Origin of the sequence: Paracoccus alkanivorans (genome assembly GCF_003697785.1) — a bacterium.
Lineage (GTDB): Bacteria > Pseudomonadota > Alphaproteobacteria > Rhodobacterales > Rhodobacteraceae > Paracoccus > Paracoccus alkanivorans.
This window is the reverse complement of record NZ_QOKZ01000002.1, coordinates 286,540-308,274: the sequence shown is the minus strand read 5'-3', so window position 1 is coordinate 308,274 and position 21,735 is coordinate 286,540. Positions and strand designations below refer to the sequence as shown.

18 protein-coding genes, 1 tRNA gene and 1 pseudogene are annotated in these 21,735 nt (G+C 61.8%); 12 read left to right on the top strand and 8 right to left on the bottom strand.

What is annotated here, in order from left to right:
• Positions 1-52: 52 nt before the first annotated feature.
• Entirely contained in the window at positions 53-856 is an 804-nt protein-coding gene (gene bhcR, locus C9E81_RS06175) for an HTH-type transcriptional regulator BhcR (RefSeq protein WP_122111435.1), read from the bottom strand.
• 186 nt (positions 857-1,042) lie between these two features.
• Between bhcR and bhcA the strand changes: the two genes are divergently transcribed.
• The 8 genes from bhcA (at position 1,043) to C9E81_RS06135 (ending at position 10,038) form a co-directional block, all read left to right on the top strand.
• Entirely contained in the window at positions 1,043-2,230 is a 1,188-nt protein-coding gene (gene bhcA / locus C9E81_RS06170; protein ID WP_122111434.1) for an L-aspartate--glyoxylate aminotransferase BhcA, read from the top strand.
• Positions 2,230-3,192 carry a beta-hydroxyaspartate dehydratase BhcB gene (bhcB, locus tag C9E81_RS06165; protein ID WP_122111433.1) on the top strand — a complete coding sequence of 321 codons (963 nt, stop codon included), beginning with the start codon at positions 2,230-2,232 and terminating at the stop codon, positions 3,190-3,192. Before bhcA ends, bhcB begins: the two co-directional genes overlap by 1 nt.
• Before the next feature lie 11 nt (positions 3,193-3,203).
• Positions 3,204-4,367, top strand: coding sequence for a 3-hydroxy-D-aspartate aldolase BhcC (gene bhcC / locus C9E81_RS06160; protein ID WP_122111432.1), 1,164 nt, complete (start codon positions 3,204-3,206; stop codon positions 4,365-4,367).
• A complete protein-coding gene (gene bhcD, locus C9E81_RS06155; RefSeq protein ID WP_122111431.1) occupies positions 4,367-5,329 on the top strand; it encodes an iminosuccinate reductase BhcD in 963 nt (320 codons plus the stop codon). Before bhcC ends, bhcD begins: the two co-directional genes overlap by 1 nt.
• Positions 5,330-5,364: 35 nt before the next feature.
• Positions 5,365-6,858, top strand: coding sequence for a nucleobase:cation symporter-2 family protein (locus C9E81_RS06150; RefSeq protein WP_122111430.1), 1,494 nt, complete (start codon positions 5,365-5,367; stop codon positions 6,856-6,858).
• Entirely contained in the window at positions 6,848-8,197 is a 1,350-nt protein-coding gene (locus tag C9E81_RS06145; RefSeq protein ID WP_122111429.1) for an 8-oxoguanine deaminase, read from the top strand. Before C9E81_RS06150 ends, C9E81_RS06145 begins: the two co-directional genes overlap by 11 nt.
• Positions 8,198-8,427: 230 nt before the next feature.
• Complete coding sequence (uraH, locus tag C9E81_RS06140; RefSeq protein ID WP_122111428.1) at positions 8,428-8,781, top strand: hydroxyisourate hydrolase; 354 nt, start codon at positions 8,428-8,430, stop codon at positions 8,779-8,781.
• Between the two features lie 6 nt (positions 8,782-8,787).
• A complete protein-coding gene (locus C9E81_RS06135) occupies positions 8,788-10,038 on the top strand; it encodes a urate hydroxylase PuuD (RefSeq protein ID WP_122111824.1) in 1,251 nt (416 codons plus the stop codon).
• A gap of 51 nt (positions 10,039-10,089) precedes the next feature.
• Here the strand turns inward: C9E81_RS06135 and C9E81_RS06130 are convergent, their stop codons facing one another.
• Complete coding sequence (locus tag C9E81_RS06130; protein WP_122111427.1) at positions 10,090-10,965, bottom strand: hypothetical protein; 876 nt, start codon at positions 10,963-10,965, stop codon at positions 10,090-10,092.
• Positions 10,966-11,099: 134 nt separating this feature from the next.
• Between C9E81_RS06130 and C9E81_RS06125 the strand changes: the two genes are divergently transcribed.
• The gene (locus tag C9E81_RS06125; RefSeq protein WP_122111426.1) at positions 11,100-12,806 is read left to right on the top strand and encodes an ABC transporter permease; all 1,707 of its coding nucleotides are present in this window, start codon (positions 11,100-11,102) and stop codon (positions 12,804-12,806) included.
• A 9-nt stretch (positions 12,807-12,815) separates the two neighbouring features.
• Positions 12,816-12,891, top strand: a tRNA-Thr gene (locus tag C9E81_RS06120).
• Positions 12,892-12,994: 103 nt separating this feature from the next.
• Here the strand turns inward: C9E81_RS06120 and C9E81_RS23655 are convergent.
• The 6 genes and pseudogenes from C9E81_RS23655 to C9E81_RS06095 form a co-directional block, all read right to left on the bottom strand.
• Positions 12,995-13,306: an NAD(P)-dependent oxidoreductase gene (locus tag C9E81_RS23655; RefSeq protein WP_425010627.1), complete on the bottom strand. Its 312-nt coding sequence runs from the start codon at positions 13,304-13,306 to the stop codon at positions 12,995-12,997.
• 71 nt (positions 13,307-13,377) lie between these two features.
• Positions 13,378-13,467, bottom strand: a pseudogene (locus tag C9E81_RS23650) (hypothetical protein); the annotation flags it as partial.
• 312 nt (positions 13,468-13,779) lie between these two features.
• A complete protein-coding gene (locus C9E81_RS06110) occupies positions 13,780-14,658 on the bottom strand; it encodes an ABC transporter permease (RefSeq protein ID WP_122111424.1) in 879 nt (292 codons plus the stop codon).
• 15 nt (positions 14,659-14,673) lie between these two features.
• Complete coding sequence (locus C9E81_RS06105) at positions 14,674-15,624, bottom strand: ABC transporter permease (protein WP_122111423.1); 951 nt, start codon at positions 15,622-15,624, stop codon at positions 14,674-14,676.
• A gap of 88 nt (positions 15,625-15,712) precedes the next feature.
• Positions 15,713-17,365 (bottom strand): peptide ABC transporter substrate-binding protein, encoded by a 1,653-nt coding sequence (locus C9E81_RS06100; RefSeq protein ID WP_122111422.1) that lies wholly within the window; start codon positions 17,363-17,365, stop codon positions 15,713-15,715.
• 30 nt (positions 17,366-17,395) lie between these two features.
• Complete coding sequence (locus C9E81_RS06095) at positions 17,396-18,970, bottom strand: ABC transporter ATP-binding protein (protein ID WP_122111421.1); 1,575 nt, start codon at positions 18,968-18,970, stop codon at positions 17,396-17,398.
• Between the two features lie 297 nt (positions 18,971-19,267).
• On the opposite strand from C9E81_RS06095, the gene C9E81_RS06090 reads away from it, so the two are divergent.
• Complete coding sequence (locus C9E81_RS06090; RefSeq protein WP_122111420.1) at positions 19,268-19,870, top strand: cupin domain-containing protein; 603 nt, start codon at positions 19,268-19,270, stop codon at positions 19,868-19,870.
• Positions 19,871-19,884: 14 nt separating this feature from the next.
• Positions 19,885-21,198, top strand: coding sequence for an NAD(P)/FAD-dependent oxidoreductase (locus tag C9E81_RS06085; protein WP_122111419.1), 1,314 nt, complete (start codon positions 19,885-19,887; stop codon positions 21,196-21,198).
• Positions 21,199-21,735 lie beyond the last annotated feature (537 nt).

Below are 21,735 nucleotides of genomic sequence, written 5' to 3'. Positions count from 1 at the left end.
ACCTGTCCGATAGGCAGCGGATACAAGTATGACAGGGGACAGGCCGTGCAGTTCAGCCACCCAGGGCATGTGTCAGGTCCTGGGCGGCGGAGGCGACAGCCGCCCCGAGGGTTTTCACATGCTCGTGGCCGATGCGATGCGTCGGGCCACTGACCGAGATGCCCGCGATGGCCTCTCCGGTCAAATCGAAGACCGGGGCGGCAATGCAGCGCATGCCACGGGTGCGCTCCTCGTCATCGAAGGAAAAGCCACGGGCGCGGATTCGGGTCATGTCCTCTTGCAGCGCCTCGGAACTGGTCAGCGTCTTGTCGGTGAAGCGCGACAGTTCGGAATTGTCGAGCAGGCTCCGCAATGTTTCCGGACGGCCAAAGGCCAGCAATGCCTTGCCGATGCCCGAGGCGTGCAGGGGCGAGCGGGTGCCGGGCGGGAAGAAGGCGCGGATCGTTTCATGCGTCTCGGCCTGGCTGACGAACAGCACCGCGTCGCCGTTGAGGATGCCCAGATTGGCGGTCTCGCCGGTATGTTCCATCAGGGCGCGCAGGATGGGGCGGGCGCGCTCGACGATGCCCGAGCGGCGCATGAAGGCCGAGCCGAGCCGGAAGGTGGCGGGGCCGATATGCCATGTCTGGGTAGCCGGATCGCTTTCGGCGACACCACGCGCTGCCAGCGTATGCAGCACCCGGTGCACGGTCGAGGGCGATTGTCCCATCTGCTCGGCAACCTCGCTGAGCGTCAGCCCGGGATTGGCCGCCAGCATATCCAGTATATCCAGTGCCCGGTCCAGTGCCTGGATGGTGCCGGATGTCTCGGGCGCGTCCTTGCGCGGGCGGCCTCGGCGGCGAGTCGGCTCGGCCATTATTTACCTCCGCTTGATGATGCCTTTTCATTGCGGCGAAAATCACCATGAGCAAGTGGAAAATCTCAACTGATTGTAAAGGCGCTATAATATGGATAATTTCCGCTGATCGGAAATATTTTCCAGAAAAATTGCGGCATTGCAATAGGCGCGATACATTAACCATAACTCGCCAGGAGGAGTGCCATGACAAGCCAGAATCCCGTTTTCATACCCGGCCCGACCAATATCCCCGAGATATTGCGCAAGGCCGTGGACATGCCCACGATCGATCACCGCAGCCCGGTTTTCGGCAAGATCCTTCATCCCGCGCTGGAAGGGGTGAAGAAGGTTCTGAAGACCACCGAGGGGCAGGTCTTTGTCTTTCCCTCGACCGGCACCGGCGGGTGGGAGACCGCAATTTCCAACACCCTGTCGCCGGGCGACAAGGTTCTGGCCACGCGCAACGGCATGTTCAGCCACCGCTGGATCGACATGTGCCAGCGCCACGGGCTGGATGTCGAGGTCGTGATGCAGGAATGGGGCGAGGGCGTTCCCGCCGATCGCTTCGAGGAAATCCTGACCGCCGACAAGGCACACGAGATCAAGGCCGTGCTGGCCACGCATAACGAGACCGCGACGGGCGTGAAATCCGATATCGCCGCCGTCCGCCGCGCCCTGGACGCGGCGGGGCATCCGGCCTTGCTTTTCGTCGACGGCGTCAGCTCGATCGGGAGCATGGATTTCCGCATGGACGAATGGGGCGTCGATATCGCCGTCACCGGCTCGCAGAAAGGCTTCATGCTGCCGCCCGGCCTCGCGATCGTCGGCTTTTCGCCCAGGGCAATGGCGGCGGTCGAGACGGCGAAACTGCCGCGCACCTTCTTTGACATTCGCGACATGGCCAAGGGCTATGCGGCGAACGGCTTTCCCTATACGCCTCCGGTCGGGCTGCTGAACGGGCTGAACCTGTCCACCCAGATGCTGCTGGAAGAGGGGCTGGAGAATGTCTTTGCCCGTCACCACCGCATCGCCGAAGGCGTCCGCAAGGCCGTCTCGGCATGGGGGCTGCAGCTTTGCGCCACCCGGCCCGAGCTTTATTCCGACAGCGTCAGCGCGATCCGGGTGCCTGAAGGCTTCGACGCCAACAGGATCGTCAGCCATGCGCTGGAAGCCTATGACGTCGCCTTCGGGACCGGGCTGGGCGATGTCGCGGGCAAGGTGTTCCGCATCGGCCATCTGGGCAGCCTGACCGATGTCATGGCGCTGTCCGGTATCGCCACCGCCGAGATGGTCATGGCCGATCTTGGTCTGCCGGTGACGCTTGGCAGCGGCGTCGCCGCCGCGCAGGAGCATTACCGCCAAAGCGCCACCGCCATCGAAAAGGCTGCATGATGAAGGATCAGACCATGTATATTCCAACGCTGGACGATATGCTGGCGGCGCGGGAACGGATCGCCGGGCATGTGCATTTGACCCCGGTTCTGACCTCGCGCATGCTGAACGAACTGACCGGGGCCGAGCTGTTCTTCAAATGCGAGAACCTGCAAAAGGCCGGGGCGTTCAAGGCGCGCGGGGCATCGAACGCGGTATTCGGCCTGACCGACGAACAGGCTGCGAGAGGGGTTGCCACCCATTCCAGCGGCAATCACGGAAGCTGCCTGTCCTATGCGGCCGGGCGGCGGGGGATTCCCTGCACCGTGGTGATGCCGCGCACCGCGCCGCAGGCCAAGAAGGACGCAGTCCGGGGCTATGGCGCGCGCGTGGTGGAATGCGAGCCGTCCACCTCCAGCCGCGAGGCGGTGTTCGCCGAGGTCGTGGCCGAGACCGGGGCGGAATTCGTCCATCCCTATAACGATCCCCGGGTGATCGCGGGGCAGGGCACATGTTCGGCCGAACTGATCGAGCAGGTTGAAGACCTAGATGCCGTGATCGCTCCGATCGGTGGCGGCGGGATGGTGTCGGGGACTTGCCTGACGCTGTCGAACCTTGCACCGAACGTGAAGATCTATGCCGCCGAACCCGAGCAGGCCGATGATGCCATGCGCAGCTTCAAGGCCGGTCATATCATCGCCGATGACGCACCGGAGACGGTGGCGGACGGGCTGAAGGTGCCGCTGAAGGAACTGACATGGCATTTCGTGCAGCGCCATGTCACCGACATCCTGACCGCCTCGGATGCCGAGATCGTCGAGGCGATGAAGCTGATCTGGAAGCGCATGAAGATCGTGATGGAGCCCAGCAGCGCCGTGCCGCTGGCCACCATCCTGAAGAACCGCGACGTTTTTGCCGGCAAGCGGGTCGGCGTCATCATCACCGGCGGCAATGTCGATCTTGACAAGCTGCCCTGGAATTGACGGAGGAAATCATGAACGCACCTGTGAATTTCGATGGGCTGGAGGTTGGCTTCGACGTACCGGCGCTGCCGGGAATGGATGAGGCGGATATTCAAACTCCCTGCCTGATCCTCGATCTGGACGCGCTTGAGCGCAACATCAGGAAGATGGGCGATTATGCCAAGGCTCATGGGATGCGGCACCGCGCCCATGGCAAGATGCATAAATCGGTCGATGTGCTGAAGCTGCAGGAAAAGCTGGGCGGTGCCATTGGCGTCTGCTGCCAGAAAGTGTCCGAAGCCGAAGTTTTCGTGCGCGGCGGCATCAAGGATGTGCTGGTGTCGAACCAGGTCCGCGACCCGGCCAAGATCGACCGTCTGGCCCGCCTGCCAAAACTGGGCAGCCGGATCATCGTTTGCGTCGATGATGTCGCGAATGTCGCCGATCTCTCGGCGGCGGCGCAAAAACACGGCACCACGCTGGAGGTCTTTGTCGAGATCGATTGCGGCGCCGGGCGCTGCGGGGTCAAGACGACCCCGGAAGTGGTCGAGATTGCCAAGGCCGTGGATGCGGCCGAAGGTCTCAAATTCACCGGCATCCAAGCCTATCAGGGCGCGATGCAGCATATTGACGGCTTTGATGACCGCAAGGCCAAGCTGGACGCCGCCATCGCGCAGGTGAAGGACGCCGTGGACGGGCTGAAGGCCGTGGGACTGGAGCCGGAACTGGTCTCGGGCGGTGGCACCGGGTCTTATTATTTCGAAAGCAATTCGGGCGTTTACAACGAATTGCAATGCGGCTCCTACGCGTTCATGGACGCCGATTACGGCCGTATCCTGGACCGGGACGGCAACCGTATCGACAAGGGCGAATGGGAAAACGCGCTGTTCATTCTGACCAGCGTCATGAGCCACGCGAAAGCCGACAAGGCGATCTGCGATGCCGGTCTCAAGGCGCAGTCGGTCGATAGCGGGCTGCCCTTTATCTATGGGCGCGAGGATGTGAAATACATCAAGTGCAGCGATGAGCATGGCGTGATCGACGACCCCGACGGGGTGCTGAAGGTCAATGACAAGCTGCGGCTGGTGCCGGGCCATTGCGATCCGACCTGCAATGTCCATGACTGGTATGTGGGCGTCCGGAACGGCAAGGTGGAAACCGTCTGGCCGGTCAGCGCGCGCGGGAAGGCTTACTGATGTGGGTCGTTCCAGAGGCCGAGATCGCCGGCCTGATGACGCCCGAGGCGGCGTTCGACGCTGTCGAGGCGGTGTTTGCCGCGATGGCGAGCGGGGAAGCCTATAACTTCCCCGTGGTGCGCGAGGCGATCGGGCATGAGGATGCGCTTTACGGTTTCAAGGGCGGCTTCGACAAGAGCGCCCTGAACCTGGGGCTGAAGGCCGGGGGCTACTGGCCGAACAACCAGAAGCGCGACCTGATCAACCATCAGTCCACCGTGTTCCTGTTCGATCCGGATACCGGGCGGGTTTCGGCGGCGGTCGGGGGGAACCTGCTGACCGCCCTGCGCACCGCCGCGGCAAGTGCCGTATCGATCAAGCATCTTGCGCCCGAGGAGGCCAGGGTGCTGGGCATGATCGGCGCGGGCCATCAATCGGCCTTCCAGATGAGGGCCGCCGCCCGCGTGGGCCAATTCGAGCGCGTTATCGGCTGGAACCCGCATCCCGAGATGCTGATCCGGCTGGCCGACACCGCCGCCGAGATCGGCCTGCCCTTCGAGGCGGTGGAACTGCCCCGGCTTGGGGCCGAAGCGGATGTGATCATCTCGATCACCTCGGCTTTCGAGCCGCTCTTGATGGACGGCCATGTCAAGGGGCGCACCCATATCGCCGCGATGGGCACCGATACCAGGGGCAAGCAGGAACTCGACCCGGCGCTGGTCGCGCGTGCGCGCCTGTTTACCGACGAGATTGCCCAATCGCTCAGCATCGGTGAGTTTCAGCATGCCAGCGCAGCGGGAAATATTTCCAACAGCGACGTCACCGCGATAGGCCGGGTTATCACTGGCGATCACGAGGGACGTGGCGATGCGGAAATCACCATTTTCGACGGCACCGGTGTCGGGCTGCAGGATCTTGCGGTCGCGGGCGCAGTCGTCGAACTTGCACGACAACAGGGAAAGGCCGTCAAGGTCGAGATCTGATCATATTCCGACAGTAGTGGAAAGGGAGGTCCGCAATGTCCGATGCAAGCATTGAAGCCGGGAGGTCCGGGACGGTTCATGCCGTCGACGAGGTCTTGCCCGCGCCAAAGCTCATCACTTTAGGGTTTCAGCATGTGCTGGTCATGTATGCGGGTGCGATCGCGGTTCCGCTGATTGTCGGCAGGGCACTGCAATTGCCCGCCGAGGAAGTCGCGTTCCTGATCTCGGCCGACTTGTTTGTCTGCGGGATCGTGTCGATTATTCAAAGCCTTGGCACGACGCAATATTTCGGCATCAAACTGCCTGTCATGATGGGTGTCACATTCGCCTCTGTCGGGCCGATGGTGGCAATCGCGGGAAGCACTCCGGGGCACGAGGGCGCGCGCGCATTGTTCGGCGCGATCATCGCGGCGGGGCTGATCAGCATCTTTCTGGCCCCGATCGTCAGCAGGATGCTGCGTTTCTTTCCTCCGGTGGTGACGGGAACGCTGATCCTGACCATTGGCATCAGCCTGATGCCCATCGGCATCAACTGGATTTTCGGTATGCCGGTCGGGGCGACCGCGCCCAAGATCGTCGATCCTGCCGCACAGGAATGGCTTAACCAGGCGATGGCGGCGGGAGGCGTGCCCGAAGGGGTGCAACTGGCGCCGACGGTCAAGAACCCGGCCTATGCCTCGGGCCAGAACATCCTGATCGCGGTCCTGGTGCTGGGCACGATCCTGCTGATTTCGCGCTTTGCCAGGGGTTTCGTCGCCAATATCGCGGTCCTGATCGGTATTGCCGCAGGCGGCGTGGTGGCAGCGATGCTGGGCATGATGCATTTCGAGAAGGTCGGCGAGGCAAGCTGGTTCGCCCTGATCAAGCCGCTGCATTTCGGTATGCCGGTATTCGACCCGATCATGATCGTCACCATGCTGCTGGTCATGCTGGTCACGATGATCGAATCCACCGGCATGTTCCTTGCCCTCAGCGATATCTGCAAGAAGCCGCTGACCCAGAAATCGCTGGCCGCAGGCCTGCGGGCCGACGGGTTGGGCACGGCGATCGGCGGGCTGTTCAACACCTTTCCCTATACGTCCTTCAGCCAGAATGTCGGCCTTGTCGGCGTTACCGGGATCCGCTCGCGCTTCGTTTGCGTGGCGGGGGGCGCGATCATGATCGTGCTGGGGCTGATCCCTAAGATGGGGGCGCTGGTGGAAAGCCTGCCGACAACGGTTCTGGGCGGTGCCGGGCTGGTGATGTTCGGCATGGTCGCGGCGACCGGGGTGCGCATCCTCGCGCGGGTCGATTTCGCTGGAAACCGGCATAATCTGTTCATCGTGGCGATCTCGGTCGGGATCGGGATGATTCCGATGATCGCGCCCGATTTCAACCAGTGGATGCCGCATGCCATTCACCCGCTGATCCATTCCGGCATCCTGCTGGCGGCGATCTCGGCGGTGCTGCTGAACTGGTTCTATAACGGCGCGCCGCATATCAGCGAAGATGATGTGCGCGAGGCGGGGCACGCGTCCGATGCCCACTAGGCTGCTGATCCGGAACGCCGATGTCGTCGTCACCATGGACGAGACACGGCAAGAGATCGCGGGCGGCGATGTGCTGGTCGAGAATGGAAAGATCGTCGCGGTGGGCAAGGGCCTGCCGCGCGATGGCGCCGAAATCATCGAGGCCGGGGGCTGCGTCGTCACCCCCGGCCTCGTCAATACCCATCACCACCTGTTCCAGACCCTGACCCGCGCCGTGCCCGCCGCCCAGGATGCGGCGCTGTTCGGCTGGCTGCGGGTGCTCTATCCGATCTGGTCGCGGATGGAGCCCGAGGATATCCGCCTGTCGGCGCAGGTCGGTCTGGCCGAGCTGGCGCTGTCGGGCTGCACCTGCAGCTCGGATCACCTGTACCTGTTTCCGAACGGCTCGCGGCTGGATGACAGTATCGAGGCGGCCTCGGATATTGGCATCCGCTTCACCGCCACGCGCGGGGCGATGTCGATCGGCGAGAGCAAGGGCGGCCTGCCGCCCGATGCGCTGGTCGAGGATGAGACCGCGATCCTGCGCGACAGCGAGCGGGTGGTGGATGCCTTTCACGATGCGGGCGAGGGGGCGATGGTGCAGGTGGCACTCGCGCCCTGTTCGCCTTTTTCGGTGAGCCGCGAATTGATGCGCGATGCCGCCATTCTTGCGCGGGAAAAGGGCGTGCGGCTGCATACCCACCTGGCCGAGAATGACGAGGATATTCGCTATTCTCTTGATAATTTCGGAATGCTGCCGGGGGATTACGCGGAAAGCCTTGGCTGGACCGGGGATGATGTCTGGCATGCCCATTGCGTGAAACTGTCGGATCCCGAGATCGACCTTTTTGCCCGGAGCGGGACCGGGGTGGCGCATTGCCCCTGCTCGAACGCGCGGCTGGCCAGCGGCATCGCCCCGGTGCGGACGATGCGCGACAGGGGCGTGCCGGTGGGGCTGGGGGTCGATGGATCGGCCTCCAATGATTGCAGTCATCTGGGGCTGGAGGCTCGGCAGGCGATGCTGGTCGCCCGTCTGAAGGACGGCCCGGCCGCGATGGGCGCCCGCGAAGCGTTGGAGATCGCCACGCTTGGCGGCGCCCGCGTGCTGGGGCGCAGCGATATCGGCGCGCTCGCGCCGGGGATGCAGGCCGATCTGGTCCTGTGGGATATTGGCGAACTGCCCGCCGCCGGCCAATGGGATCCGGTCGCCGCACTGGTATTCTGCGCGCCGATACGTCCCCGGGCGGTTTACGTTCGGGGCAGGGCGGTGGTTACGGACCACCAGCTACTGACCGCCGATCCGCGTGACTTGCGGGCACGGGCTCAAAAGGCCGTCGCGCGGTTGGCGGGATCTGCCTGACAAAGGTTGATCGGCCGTCAATTCGACGCGGCATCACGCCAAGGCAGCCGGGCATCTCCATTGCCCGGCTGTCGCATAACCGGGGCAGGCACCAAGCCCGTCCGCTGCATGTCATGGCCTGTCTTCAATCGATTTTCTACGAAAATTATAGACTGCCTTGCCTTCGCGCCCTCTCGTCTTGCGGGCAGGATCGGTTATCAATGAAACCGCGATAATCAGGGGAGGCGCAGATGCCGGGTTACCTGACAACCCATGTTCTCGATACCGCCCGCGGCAAGCCTGCCGAGGGAATGGAGGTGGTGCTGTTTCGCCTGCAGGGCGGACAGCGGGTCGAATTGGCACGGCTGAAGACCAATGCCGATGGCCGCACCGACCGGCAAATCCTGCCGGAAAGCGAATTCGAAACCGGCGCATACGAGCTGGAATTCCACGCCGGCGCCTGGATGGATGCCACGGGAATCCCGCCCGAGACCCCGCGTTTCCTGGACGTGATCCCGATCCGTTTCGGCATGTCGCAGCAGGATCACTATCATGTGCCGCTGCTGGTCTCGCCCTTCGGCTATTCGACCTATCGGGGGAGCTGAGCGATGATTCCCGATCATATCGTTATCTGGGAGTGGCTGAGCTTCGCGATCCGCTGGACCCATGTGATCACCGCCATCGCCTGGATCGGTTCGTCCTTCTATTTCGTCGCGCTGGATCTCGGCCTGGTCAAGGCGCCCGGCCTGCCAAAGGGCGCGCATGGCGAGGAATGGCAGGTCCATGGCGGCGGTTTCTACCATATCCAGAAATACCTGGTCGCGCCGGAACGGATGCCCGAGCATCTGACATGGTTCAAATGGGAAAGCTACGCGACATGGCTTTCGGGCGCGGCGCTGCTGATGGTGACCTATTGGGCCGGAGCGAACCTGTTCCTGATCGATCCGGCCAAGATGGCGCTGGCGCAATGGCAGGCAATCCTGATCTCGGGCGGCTCCCTGGCGATCGGCTGGCTGATCTATGACACGCTTTGCAAATCGCCGCTCGGAGAACGCCCGACCGTGCTGATGCTGCTGCTGTTCGCGGCGCTGGTGGTCATGGGCTGGGGCTATGACCAGGTCTTCACCGGGCGCGCGGCGCTGTTGCACCTGGGCGCCTTCACCGCGACGATCATGACCGCGAATGTGTTCCTGGTTATCATGCCGAACCAGCGCATCGTGGTGGCCGATCTCAAGGCCGAGCGCGCGCCCGATCCGAAATACGGCAAGATCGCCAAGCTGCGTTCGACGCATAACAACTACCTGACCCTGCCGGTCATCTTCCTGATGCTGTCGAACCATTACCCGCTGGCCTTCGCGAGCGATTACAACTGGCTGATCGCGGCGCTGATCTTTCTGATGGGCGTGACCATCCGGCATTTCTTCAACACCATGCATGCCCGCAAGGGCGAACTGTGGTGGACCTGGGCGGTGACGGCGGTGCTGTTCATCATGATCATGTGGCTGAGCTCCATCGGCCTCAACCAGGACACGCTGGAAAATGCCGAGACCCGTGCCCTGACCCCGGTCGAGACCCGTTACGCCGAGGCGGCGGGTTTCGACGAGGTCGCCGGTATCGTGGCGGGACGCTGTTCCATGTGCCACGCGCGCGAGCCGGTTTACGAGGGCATCTATCACGCGCCCAAGGGAGTGTTCCTCGAAACGCCCTCGGATATCGCCCGGGCGGCGCGCGAGATATATGTGCAGGCAGGGCTGACCGATGCGATGCCGCCCGCCAATGTCAGCTTCATGGAAGATGAGGAACGCGCCAAGGTCATCCGCTGGTTCCGCGCCGCCGGAGGCGCGGATCTCGCCGGGATGTGAGACGGCCGGTTCCGTCCGCTGTCACGGAGCCCGGCCGCCTCTGACCTCGATCTATGGCAGGATGAACTCCACTCCGGGCAGCGCCACGATCTCCGCGATATCGCGGTGGTAGTTGTCGGTCATCTCGTCGACCATCTCCTGCGTCCAGTCGGGCAGTTCGACGGGCTGTTCCATCACATCTTCCGCGGCATGTTTCCCCAATATCTCGGCGCAGGTCTTGCGCCGGTCCGAGATCGACATCTGGTCGCGCGCGCTTATCGCTTCGGCCAGTTTCGCGGAACCGGCGTCGTCAAGCAGTTCACGCATATACAGCATCCCCCCTTCGAGCGGCGATTCGGGGGCGATCTGGCCGATCAGGCGGATCACCTCGGGCCAGATCAGCGGCACATCCTCGTGGCACCAGATGACGAGGCGCCGCCCCTGTGCCGCCCGAACCAGGCGCTGAGCCGCCTCGCGCCAGCGCAGGTCCAGCGGATGGCGGCCCTGCAGCATGGCCTTGTAGCCGCCGCCCTTGAATTGCGGCAGGATATCCGAGAGCAGCGTCGCGGGATTGCGGATCGCCATGAAGAACTCGGCTTCCGCCTTGGGAAACAGGTTGGCCAGTGACGCTACGCTATTGCCGATCTGCGGATACAACCCCTCTTTCCCGACGACCCGCCCGACACCACCCAGGAAGCTGGGGCTGGACAGGATCACCCGCTGCGGATCATCGGTTTTCAGGATGGCGTCCAGGATGACCTCTTCCATCTCGTTGGTTGCGAGCCCGCCCTGAAGCGCCATCAGCGCCTGCTCGAACAACCCGCTGTGACGGCGGGGAGGCACGGTTTCGGTTTCCTGCCGCAGCAACAGGTCGTTATTCTTCAGCAGTGTTTTCAGTAGCCGGCCGTCATCCGTAGCATGTACGCCGATATGAAAGACCATCTGCATGCGGCTTGCCCTCTCCACTCCGGTAAATCTTGCACATCAGGGATTAACGAGATGCAAATTCCGGGGCACAGTATCCGGCAATCGTGGACAGTCAAACCGCTTTGCGCTACCGCTCCGGCATGAGCGTTTTTGACATGCCCCGCCGGAGGCGGCGCGGCCACGAAAGCATCCTGCGGCAGAATGGCGGGCGGGCATGGTCGGCCGGGGCGGTTTTCATTGCTGCTCTGGTGCTGATGCCGGTGGCAGCGGTGGTCTGGATGGCGCTGAACCCGACCGAGAATATCTGGCCGCATCTGCTGAATTCGGTCCTGCCGCGTTACCTGTCGAACAGCGTGATCCTGGCGGTGGGGACCGGCCTGCTGTCGGCCTGCATGGGGGCCGGGCCCGCATGGCTGGTCAGCATGTATGATTTTCCCGGCCGCCGCTGGATGCAATGGCTGCTTCTGGCTCCGCTGGCCGTGCCTGCCTATATCGGGGCCTATGCCCTGGCGGATTTCCTGGACTATTCCGGCCCGGTGCAGACCGCCTTGCGCGGCTGGTTCGGCTGGACGAATGCAAGCGATTACTGGTTTCCCCGCATCCGCTCGATCGAGGCGGCGATCGTCGTTCTGTCGGCGGCGCTTTATCCCTATGTCTACCTGCTGACCCGCGCGGCCCTGCATGAGCAATCCGGCAGCGCCTATGAGGTCGCGCGTGCCCTGGGGGCGGGGCCCTGGGCGCTGTTCCGCCGCGTCGGTCTGCCGCTGGCCCGCCCGGCCATCGTCGCCGGCTCGGCCATTGCGATGATGGAATCGGTCGCCGATTACGGCGTGGTCAGCTATTTCGGGGTGCAGACCCTGAACACGGGCATTTTCACCACCTGGCTGGAGCGCCGCAATGCCGGAGGGGCGGCACAGATCGCCTGCGTCATCCTGCTGGTGGTCACGCTGCTGGCATTGTGGGAGCGTTTCGCCCGCCGCAATGCTCGTTTTCATCAAAGCGCGCGCCAGCCGCGCCCGATCAGCCGCCTGACATTGAAGGGTATCCCCGCGATGGCCGCGACGGCAGCCTGCGCCTTTCCGTTTGCCCTTGGATTCCTTCTGCCTGTCGGGGTGATCCTCAATTACGCCCTGGCCTATCCCGAGGGCTGGATTACTCCGGGGCTGGGGCTTGCGGTCTGGCATACGGTCAGCCTTGGCGGGATCGCGGCGGTTCTGACCGTGGGGATGGCGCTGGTCATGGTCTACGGGGTGCGTCTTTCCGGACGCAGCCTGCCGCGGCTGCTGCTGCCGGTGACAATGATCGGTTATGCCGCGCCCGGCGCAGTGCTGGCCGTCGGCATTCTGATTCCTCTGGCGGCGCTGGATCATCGGGTCGCGGATGGCTGGCTGGCCCTGACCGGCAGCGATCCGGGGCTGATCCTGACCGGCAGCGGCGCCGCGATCGTGTTCGCCTATACGGTGCGGTTCTTCGCGATCGGGCAGGGCGCCATCGATGGGGCCTTCACCCGGGTGCCGCCCTCGCTGCCAATGGCGGCGCGTTCCCTCGGGCGGAGCAGCACCGGCGCTCTGCGCGATATCCTGATGCCGCTGATGCGGGGCTCGGTCGGTTCCGCGTTGCTGTTGATCTTCGTGGACAGCTGCAAGGAACTGCCGGCCACGCTGCTGTTGCGCCCGTTCAGCTACGAGACGCTCGCGACCCGTGTGCATGAAAAGGCCAGCCTCGAGGATCTGGGCAATGCCGCTCCGGCCGCGTTGCTGGTCATGTCGGTGGGGCTATTGGCGGTGATCCTGCTGGCGCAGACCAATCCCGGCTTGCGTCAACCGGCATCTCGCGGTATCGGGATGTCGAAAGCGGGCTAGCCCCGCATGGCCGGTTTAGCTCAGCAGGTAGAGCAGCTGATTTGTAATCAGAAGGTCGCGGGTTCGATTCCTGCAACCGGCACCATGATTTCAATGGGTTAGGAAACATATCTAATATCGTCATTTTGTGTATCCCACTTTCTGATCCCACGTTCATGTTCTGTCCTTGTTAGGTGTCATGATTAGTTTCAGTCTTGAGCTGAGGCGAGTTGATCTGAGCTGACCTGAGTTAGACCTATAAAAAATAAAAGAAAAAACAAAAAATAGACGGGGCCGACAGGTCGTTGTCCGCGTCCGACATGGACAAGGGTGGCATCGGATGGAAGCGGCTCGAAAAGACTGCGATTCAGGATGGCCTGCGTTTCGTCGGTCAGCGGCAACAGGCAGATGAGTATGTCGGTCTGATCGAGAAACGGTTCCAACCCCTCAGGCCCTTGAAACGTGTAACGTCGTCGGTCCGGTTGGGGTTTCGCGACCAGCCTGAGAGCGGGAAGCCGAATGGCGCGAGGGTGCGTAATACGCCCTGTCCCAATTCGCCCAGCCCCATCATGCCGATACGTCGTTTTAGGGCTGGTGGCGGGACGGAAATCTTTTGCCAGACCTGCCGCGCCTTCCGGTTGATATAGCCGGGCAGATCCCGATGCAGGGCCAGGATCGCCATGGTCACATATTCCTGCATCACCGCGGTCAGGTCATCGTTAATGATCCGCAGCAGACTTACATGCGGGAGCAAGACCGCTTCGGTGAACTGATCCACACCGGCCCCAAGCGAAAAGACGGCCTGCAAATTCGGATAAGCCGTGGCGATATCTTCAGGCACCATCCAGTGAGCATGTAGCGGATGGAGGATTTGTCATAAGGCTCGTCGCCCAGAACGACCTGAATGTCGGGCAAGACCTCCTTGAAGCGGGCTTGCAGGAATTAGCCCCGTTCACGATCCATACTGGCAAGGAAAATCATCATGCCCTTATCGTCAAGTCGGTTCGGAACGCACGTCGAACGCGTCGCGCAATCCGTCGCCGATGAAATTGAAGCTGGTCACGGCGATGGTGATCGTGATCCCCGGCACGATCGCAAGCCATGGGGCGGAGTCCAGGTATTGCTGCGCCCCGTTCAGCATGTTGCCCCAACTGGGTAGCGGCGGCTGAATGCCATAGCCCAGAAAGCTGATATAGGCCTCGAGCAGGATCGCGCGCGCGACGGTCAGGGTTGCCGCGACGATGATCGGCCCGACCATGTTCGGCAGCAATTCGCGGAACATGATATGGGTATTGCTGAGTCCCAGCATCCTGCCCGCCATGACGAAATCCCTCTCGCGCAGGGATTTGACCTCGGCCTCGACGATGCGGGCAATCTCCATCCAGCTTGTGACGGCGATGATGACGGTGATCATGACCGGGCTGGGATTGATGAAGGCCGCAAGCGCCAGCAACAGGAAGATCGAGGGAAAGGCCAGGAAGGCATCGACAAAGCGCATCAGCGCCGCATTCACCCTGCCGCCGTAATAGCCGGCGACAACCCCGATGACCGTGCCGATCAGGGTGGAAAGGATCATGGCGAAAAAGCCGACCAGCAGCGAAGTCTGTCCCGCAACCAGCAGCCGCGCCGTGATGTCGCGCCCCATCGGGTCGGTGCCCAGGTAATGATCGCCGGTCAGGGGCGGCGAGAACCGCGCCCGCAGGTCGATGAACAGCTCGTCATAGGCGAGCAGATGCGGGCCAGCAAAGCAGGCCAGTGTGAGCAACAGCAGCATCGCCGTGCCGATGATCGCGAGCCGGTGGCGCATGAAACGCGACAGGGCACGGCTGTTCCACCAGCGATGCGAGGGGGTATCGAGCGTCGTTTCGGTCATCTTGCGTCCCTCTGGTCAGCTCAGGCGAATGCGGGGGTCGATGGCGGCCGAGATCAGGTCGGCGATCAGGTTGCCCAGAAGAACAAGGATGGCGGAAAACATCAGCAATCCCATCACCACCGGGTAATCATTATATCCCAGGCTATCGAGGAACAGCCTGCCCATGCCGGGCCAGGTAAAGACGGTTTCGGTCACCAGGGCGCCGCTGAGCAGGTTGGGCAATTGCATGCCGGCCAGCGTGATCATCGGCAGTAACGCGTTTCCGACCACATGTTTCATCAGCACCCGGCGCTCGCTGACGCCCTTGGCACGGGCGGTCTTGACGAAATCCTGGTTGATGACATCCAGCGTCGCGGTCCGCATGTAGCGGCTCCAGATCGCGATATTCACGAGGGCCAGGACCACGCTGGGCATGATCAGGTGATGCAGGTAGTCAAGGAACGAGCCGTTGCCGATCTCGTACATGTTCCCGGCGGGCAGCCAGCCGAGCTCAAGCGAGAAGATATAGATGCCGACCAGCCCGAACCAGAATGTCGGAATCGACAATGCCACCATCGCGCCCACCGTGGCGACATAATCGAAGGCCGAATAGCGATGCGTGGCGCCGCGAATGCCGATCCAGGTGCCGATGCCGATGGAGATCGCGGTCGAACTGCCCATCAGAAGAAGCGTCGCGAAAAGATGACGGCCGATCACGGAAAGCACGGGTTGATTGTCGCGATAGGATTCCCCCCAATCGCCCTGAACCAGCCGCCAGACCCAATCGAGATACTGAACGGGCAGGGGCCGGTTCAGCCCCATCTGCTCGGCGATACGGTCGATTGTCTCCTGCGTCATGCCCGGCGTCAGCGCGTATTGCGACAAGGGCCCGCCGGGGGTCAGGTGCAACATGAAGAACCCGATCATCGAGACGATGATCAGCAAGACAATGCTTTGACCAAGGCGTTTCAAAAGATATCTGGCCATCGGTTATCCTGTGTGCCGGGCATTTGGTTGTCGATGGGAGAACCGGCCTCCGAAAGGGCAGAGGCCGGACATGGAGCCTGGAAAGGCGTCAGTTGTCCCAGTAATAGGCCGCCGCATGCCAGGTATCGATGCGGGTATTGATATTCGGCACGATACCCATGATGCCCTCTTTATGGCCACGGACGGTGGCATATTGGAACATCGGCAGCAAAGGCAGATCGTCGCGGATGATCTTTTGCAGCTGGTGATAGATCTCCTTGCGCTCCTCGGGCACGAAAGTGCTTGTGCCCTGCTCCAGCAGCTTGTCGACCTCTTCGTTCTGGTACTGGCCGGTATTCGATCCGGCACCGTCCTGCGCCGGGATGGCGCCGGAATGGAAACGCACCGTCACATCGGCATCGGCCCCGGTGGTAAAGACGATCCCCACGATGACCGTGTCGAATTCCGAATTCGTCCAGTAATCCCCCCACATCACCGCAGGCGGTTTGTTCGAGATGGTCATCTCGACGCCGATCTCGGCAAAGGTCTGCTGGATGAATTGCTGCGCCTGCTCGCGCAGATGGTTGCCCGAGGTGGTCGAGTTGGTGAAAGACAGTCGGACCCCGTCCTTTTCCCGGATTCCCCCCGCACCCCGGGTCCAGCCCGCCTCGTCGAGGATCTGGTTGGCCCTCTCGATATTGAATTCATGCTGGGGAAGGTCGGGATTGTAGAAAAAGGATTGCTGCGGCAGATAGCTTTCGGTCGGAGTCGGCAGACCATAATAAAGCGCGTCGATGATCGCCTGCTTGTCCAGCGCCGCGTAAAGCGCCTCGCGCACCGCCTTCTCCTTGAATTGTGGCCGCTCCATGTTGAGGAACAGGGATTCCACGGTCGGTGAGGGAACGACCTCCACCACTTTTCCGGGCAGCGTTTTCGCCTCTTCGTAATTGTCCGGAGTGATGTATTGAGACCCGGCGATGTCGATATCACCGCTCTTGAACTGGGTATAAAGCACGGTCAGATCGGGGATATATTTGTAGATCAGCCGCTCGATATACGGGCCTTCGCCAAAGTAATCGGGATTGGCGACCAGCTCCAGATGGTCCCCGGCCGTCCGGCTGCCCCATTTGAACGCGCCCGTGCCGACAGGCGCCTGGTTGAAAGGTGCGTTGTTGCGATCCTCTTCGGGGCCAAGGATATGCTTGGGCACCATCATTGTTTCCACGAGGATGGCCATATAGGGGGCAAAGGGCTCTTCCATGCGCCATGTGATCTCGGTCGGCGAGACTACGGTCAGGTCGCGGACCAGATCATGCCCGGTGGTGCGCCAGCTTCTGAAATTCGGATCGACCACCAGTTCCAGAGTGAATTTCACATCTTCGGCGGTAAAGGGTTCACCATCATGCCATTTCACATCGTCGCGCAGCTTGACGCGCCATTCCAGCCCATCTTCGGATAGGCCGCCATTTTCGATGGTCGGAACTTCGGCGGCAAGCGCGGGAATGAATTCGCCCTCGGGGCTGATACGGAACAGCGCGTCGAATAGCGAAAGCTGCACGCCATCATCCACCTCGATCCGGGGCATGAGCGGGTTGAACACCGTGGGCTCTTGCGAGAAACCGACGATGATCTGGCCCGTGGGGGCATCGGGTGCCGCCGCCAGCGCCCTGCTGACGAGCAGGTTCGGGGCAAAGAGCCCGGCAGCCCCGGCCAGCCCCATCATCTGCATCGTGCCGCGGCGGGTGATCCTGTTGGATGTCATCTTGATTATCCTCCCAATTCGTAGCTGGTGTTATGCGGGTCGGGCAGCGCGTCCTGTGCCGGGAATGGCCGCGACAAGCTGCCGGGTATAGTCATGCCGGGGGTGGTGAAAAATGCGGGATGGCGGCCCTGCCTCCACGATCTTGCCGCTTTGCATCACTAGGACATGATCGCAAATCTGGCTGGCAATTCGCAGGTCATGCGTAATGAAGACCATGCTCACCTGGGTTTCGCGCTGAATTTCGTCCAGCAGTTGCAGGATTTGTGCCTGAATCGAAACGTCCAGCGCGGACACGGCCTCATCCGCGACCAGAACTTCGGGATCGAACATCAATGCGCGCGCGATTCCGACCCGCTGGCGCTGCCCGCCGGAAAATTCGTGCGGATAACGGCCATAGGCTCCGGCATCCAATCCTACCTGCTGCAGGATGCGAAACGCCTTTGTGCGGGCTTCTGACCGTTTCATTCCCTGGGCGATCGGCCCGACCGTGATGATATGCCCGATTGTCGAGCGCGGATTGAGCGAGGCGAAGGGATCCTGAAAGATCATCTGGATCTTCGGACGCAAGGGCCTGAACTCGCGCTCCGACATCGGGGCGATATCGGTGCCGCGATAGACGATCCTGCCGCTGTCACTTTCCAGCAGCTTGATCAGCAGCCGGCCAAGCGAGGTCTTGCCCGAACCGCTTTCGCCCACGAGACCAAGGGTCTGCCCGCGCTTCAGTGTAAAGCTGGCATCGGCCACGGCGCTGACGACCCGCTTGCGTCCCAGCCATCCGCTGCCGCTGGTATAGGTCTTGTTGAGGTTTTCAACAGATATGACGGTGTCGTCCTGACCGGCTGAAATGCTTCTGTCGGGTTGGCCTGCCTCGATCAATTCCGGGACGGCCGCGATCAGGCGCTTGGTATATTCGTGCTTGGGCGCGGTGAAAATCTCGTTCGCGGGAGCCTGCTCGACGATCACCCCTTTTTCCATGACGATGACCTGATCCGCGATCTCGGCCACGACACCGAAATCATGGGTGATGAACATGACGCTCATTCCCTTGCGTTTCTGTATATCCAGGATCAGTTCGAGAATTTGCGCCTGCGTCGTCACGTCCAGCGCGGTGGTCGGCTCGTCGGCGATCAGGATATCGGGCTCGAGCGCGAGTGCCATGGCGATCATCACCCGCTGCCGCTGCCCGCCCGACAGCCGGAAGGGATATTGATGCAGCATCAGCGCCGGATCCGGCAAACCCACCTCCTCCAGCAGTTCAAGCGCCCGTTCCGTCCGCGATTGCCTGGTGCCCGCACCATGCGCCGCCATGGCCTCGGCGATCTGGTCGCCAACTGTCATGAGCGGGTTCAGGGCCGATAGCGGGTCCTGGAAGATCATCGAGATTGCCCGCCCCCGCAGGCCGCGCAGGGAATCCTTGTCGAGTTTCAGAAGGTCGTCGCCCTGGAACCGGATTTCGCCAGACGTCACCCGGATCACGTTCGGCAGCAGCCCCATGATGGTGTTCGCCGTCACCGATTTGCCCGAGCCCGACTCACCGATGACACAGAGCACCCTGCCGCGCGGCAGATCGAAGGACACGTCCTTCACCGCATATCTACGCTCCATCCCTGTCGGGAGCTCTACGGTAAGGTTACGCACGGTCAGCACCGGTTCGGATCGCGGACACTCGCCAGCGGTATCAGGTTCAGGCCGCACTCAGTCCCCCCTTGGCTGATATTCATTATTGAAATCAATATAGGGTTATATTGAAAAAAATGGCAAGCAATCAGATTTTCCTTGCGGATTTCAGCATTATCATTGAAATTCTGCAGGAATATTTTCATCATTGAACGCATTGCCGGGTGTTCGACGCAGCTTTCCAGCGGGCATCCGGCAGTCAGGGATATTAAAAGCCGGTGCCTCATGACCCAGGATGAAACAGGTGATGCCGAGAACGGCTCCTCGCGGTCTATCGGCGCCACGTTTCGCCATCTTCGCAAGCAGCAGGGAATCTCGATTCAGGAACTTGCCCGGAAATCGGGCGTTTCGGTCGGGATGATCAGCCAGATCGAAAGGGATCTGGCCAACCCCTCGATGCGCGTGTTGACCGCGATCCGGCGGGCGCTGAACATTTCCATGCAGGCAATGTTCAGCGACGATCAGCCGGACACCCGGGACGAGCCGCCATTCGTGCGCCGGGCCGAAAACCGTCCGTTCATCGATCTTGGGACATTGCAAAAGGAACTGCTGACATCGGGCGGCAACCATAACCTGCAGATTATGATCCTTACGATCGCGCCGGGCGCGAGTTCCGGGAACACGGCCCTGAGTTATCCGGCGGAAAAGGGGGGGCTGGTGCTCGAAGGTGAGCTTGTCCTGTCCGTGGACCACCGTGAGGCAAGGCTTGGACAGGGCGACAGTTTCGTTTTCGACAGCGCCCTTGAGCACGGTTTCCGAAATGAGAGCGACCGGCCCGCCCGGATACTCTGGGTGATCGGCGCGGTGCAGTTCGACCGGCATCTTTGAGAAAAGGCTAGGACATGACTCTGACCGAAAGCAAGATGAACACCACGCCTTACTGGTGGGACGCCGCGCCGCCGCGCCCCTTGCCTCAGAAGCAGCTGGAGAAAACGGTGGATGTCGCCATCGTCGGGGCTGGTTATGCGGGGCTGACGGCGGGCCTGACACTGGCGCGGGCCGGGCGTGCGGTCGCAGTGTTCGACCGTCAGCATCCGGGAGAGGGGGCGTCGTCGCGCAATGGCGGCATCACCAGCGGGAATATTCGTCTCGACCATCAGACCCTGCTGCGTAAATTCGGCGAAGAGCGCACCATGGCGATCGAGGCGGAGGGAAAGCAGGCGCGGGAGCATCTTTACAACCTGCTGGAGGAAGAGGGGATCGATTGCGATTTCCGGCTTTCCGGGCGTTATGTATGCGCCATTGGCCCCCAGGATTACGAGCAGATGTCCCGCAACGCGGAAAAATTGCGCCGGGATCTGGGGATCGAGGCCTATGCCGTACCGCAGGCCGAGCAGCGTAACTATATCGGGTCGGATTATTTCCGGGGCGGCATGGTGCGTATGGATATCGGCGGGCTGCACCCGGCCAAATTCATCGCGGAATTGCTGCGCGTGGCACAGGCTGCGGGAGTCGTGGTCCACTCGGACACCGCGGTCACGAAGATCGACCGGGATGGCGGGGCGTTCACCGTCCGAACCAGCCGGGGACAGGTTCGGGCGCGGCAGGTTCTGGTTTGCACGAATGGCTATACCGACGAAGCCAGCCCGTGGCTGCAGCGCCGCCTAGTCCCCGTGCGCAGCCGCATCATAGCCACCGAGGAACTGCCGGCCGAGCTGATGGCCCGGCTGATGCCCCGTCAGATGATGCTGAGCGATACGCGCGTTCTGGGCTTCTATTTCCGGCCCTCGCCCGACGGCAAGCGCATTCTTTTCGGAGGGCGGGACGGCACCTATAGTGACGATCCGGCCAAGCCCGTGGCCTATCTGCACAAGAACCTGCTGGAGATCTTCCCCGAACTGCAAGGGACGCCGATCTCGCATACATGGTTCGGCAATGTTGCCATGCACCGCGACATGATCCCGCGAATTTTCACTCGGGACGAGATCGTCTATGCGACAGGCTTCTGTGGTTCGGGCGTGGTCTGGGCACCCTGGATAGGGCGGCGTGCGGCATTGAAGCTGCTTGGCCAGGAACAGGACAATCCGTCGGCTTTCGATTTCCGGGCACCTGCCTCTATCCCGTTTTATCGCGGCAAACCGTGGTTCATGCCGTTCTTCATGGCGCTATACAAGGCACGGGATCGCAAGAAGATGCGTCGCGAAGGGCGAATTTAGATGTCTAATCCCATGGTCTGATGGCGCGGCCTTTCGGATGACCCTGGCTAAACATGGTCGCGAGAGGGCCAACATGGAACGCTTCTACCATGTCCGGAAAGTCCAGATCGGGCAAACCTGCCGGCTGAAAGCCCATTATGGAGTTGAAAAACCGGTGTTTAATCGCTTGTCAGAGTGCCGCTGCGAGAGGGCGCACTTACAGGCCCATCCGGCCAGAAAGCTGGTTTTCGGGCTATACTGAAAGACACGCGGAACGATCTGCCCGCCCCGCTATTCTTTATTTATCAAAGTTGAACCGGGGTCTTCCGGTTTTCTCGATCCTCTCCCGGGTAACTGAAACTATTCATGACAACTAACATTTCGATCAGCGTGAATCTCTTGTCGTCGTGCACTGCTTTCATGCAGCGGTATTGGCGCAACGGGTGAATGATGGCAACGACGCGTCGAGAGGATGCCTCCCGAGAAAGCTGGAGAAGATGTTGGGCCAGATTTGTACGGATACTGCCCGCTTTACCAGTCTGAAGCTTGATAGAACCG

What these genes read in the sequence shown, in the direction of transcription:
- C9E81_RS06095 (WP_122111421.1), bottom strand. Translation starts at nt 18,970, where the DNA reads ATGGAGCGTAGATATGCGGTGAAGGACGTGTCCTTCGATCTGCCGCGC.
- bhcD (WP_122111431.1), top strand. Translation starts at nt 4,367, where the DNA reads ATGTGGGTCGTTCCAGAGGCCGAGATCGCCGGCCTGATGACGCCCGAG.
- C9E81_RS06125 (WP_122111426.1), top strand. Translation starts at nt 11,100, where the DNA reads ATGCCCCGCCGGAGGCGGCGCGGCCACGAAAGCATCCTGCGGCAGAAT.
- C9E81_RS06085 (WP_122111419.1), top strand. Translation starts at nt 19,885, where the DNA reads ATGACTCTGACCGAAAGCAAGATGAACACCACGCCTTACTGGTGGGAC.
- bhcC (WP_122111432.1), top strand. Translation starts at nt 3,204, where the DNA reads ATGAACGCACCTGTGAATTTCGATGGGCTGGAGGTTGGCTTCGACGTA.
- bhcB (WP_122111433.1), top strand. Translation starts at nt 2,230, where the DNA reads ATGAAGGATCAGACCATGTATATTCCAACGCTGGACGATATGCTGGCG.
- C9E81_RS06145 (WP_122111429.1), top strand. Translation starts at nt 6,848, where the DNA reads ATGCCCACTAGGCTGCTGATCCGGAACGCCGATGTCGTCGTCACCATG.
- C9E81_RS06100 (WP_122111422.1), bottom strand. Translation starts at nt 17,365, where the DNA reads ATGACATCCAACAGGATCACCCGCCGCGGCACGATGCAGATGATGGGG.
- bhcR (WP_122111435.1), bottom strand. Translation starts at nt 856, where the DNA reads ATGGCCGAGCCGACTCGCCGCCGAGGCCGCCCGCGCAAGGACGCGCCC.
- C9E81_RS06110 (WP_122111424.1), bottom strand. Translation starts at nt 14,658, where the DNA reads ATGACCGAAACGACGCTCGATACCCCCTCGCATCGCTGGTGGAACAGC.
- C9E81_RS06150 (WP_122111430.1), top strand. Translation starts at nt 5,365, where the DNA reads ATGTCCGATGCAAGCATTGAAGCCGGGAGGTCCGGGACGGTTCATGCC.
- C9E81_RS06090 (WP_122111420.1), top strand. Translation starts at nt 19,268, where the DNA reads ATGACCCAGGATGAAACAGGTGATGCCGAGAACGGCTCCTCGCGGTCT.
- C9E81_RS06130 (WP_122111427.1), bottom strand. Translation starts at nt 10,965, where the DNA reads ATGCAGATGGTCTTTCATATCGGCGTACATGCTACGGATGACGGCCGG.
- uraH (WP_122111428.1), top strand. Translation starts at nt 8,428, where the DNA reads ATGCCGGGTTACCTGACAACCCATGTTCTCGATACCGCCCGCGGCAAG.
- bhcA (WP_122111434.1), top strand. Translation starts at nt 1,043, where the DNA reads ATGACAAGCCAGAATCCCGTTTTCATACCCGGCCCGACCAATATCCCC.
- C9E81_RS06105 (WP_122111423.1), bottom strand. Translation starts at nt 15,624, where the DNA reads ATGGCCAGATATCTTTTGAAACGCCTTGGTCAAAGCATTGTCTTGCTG.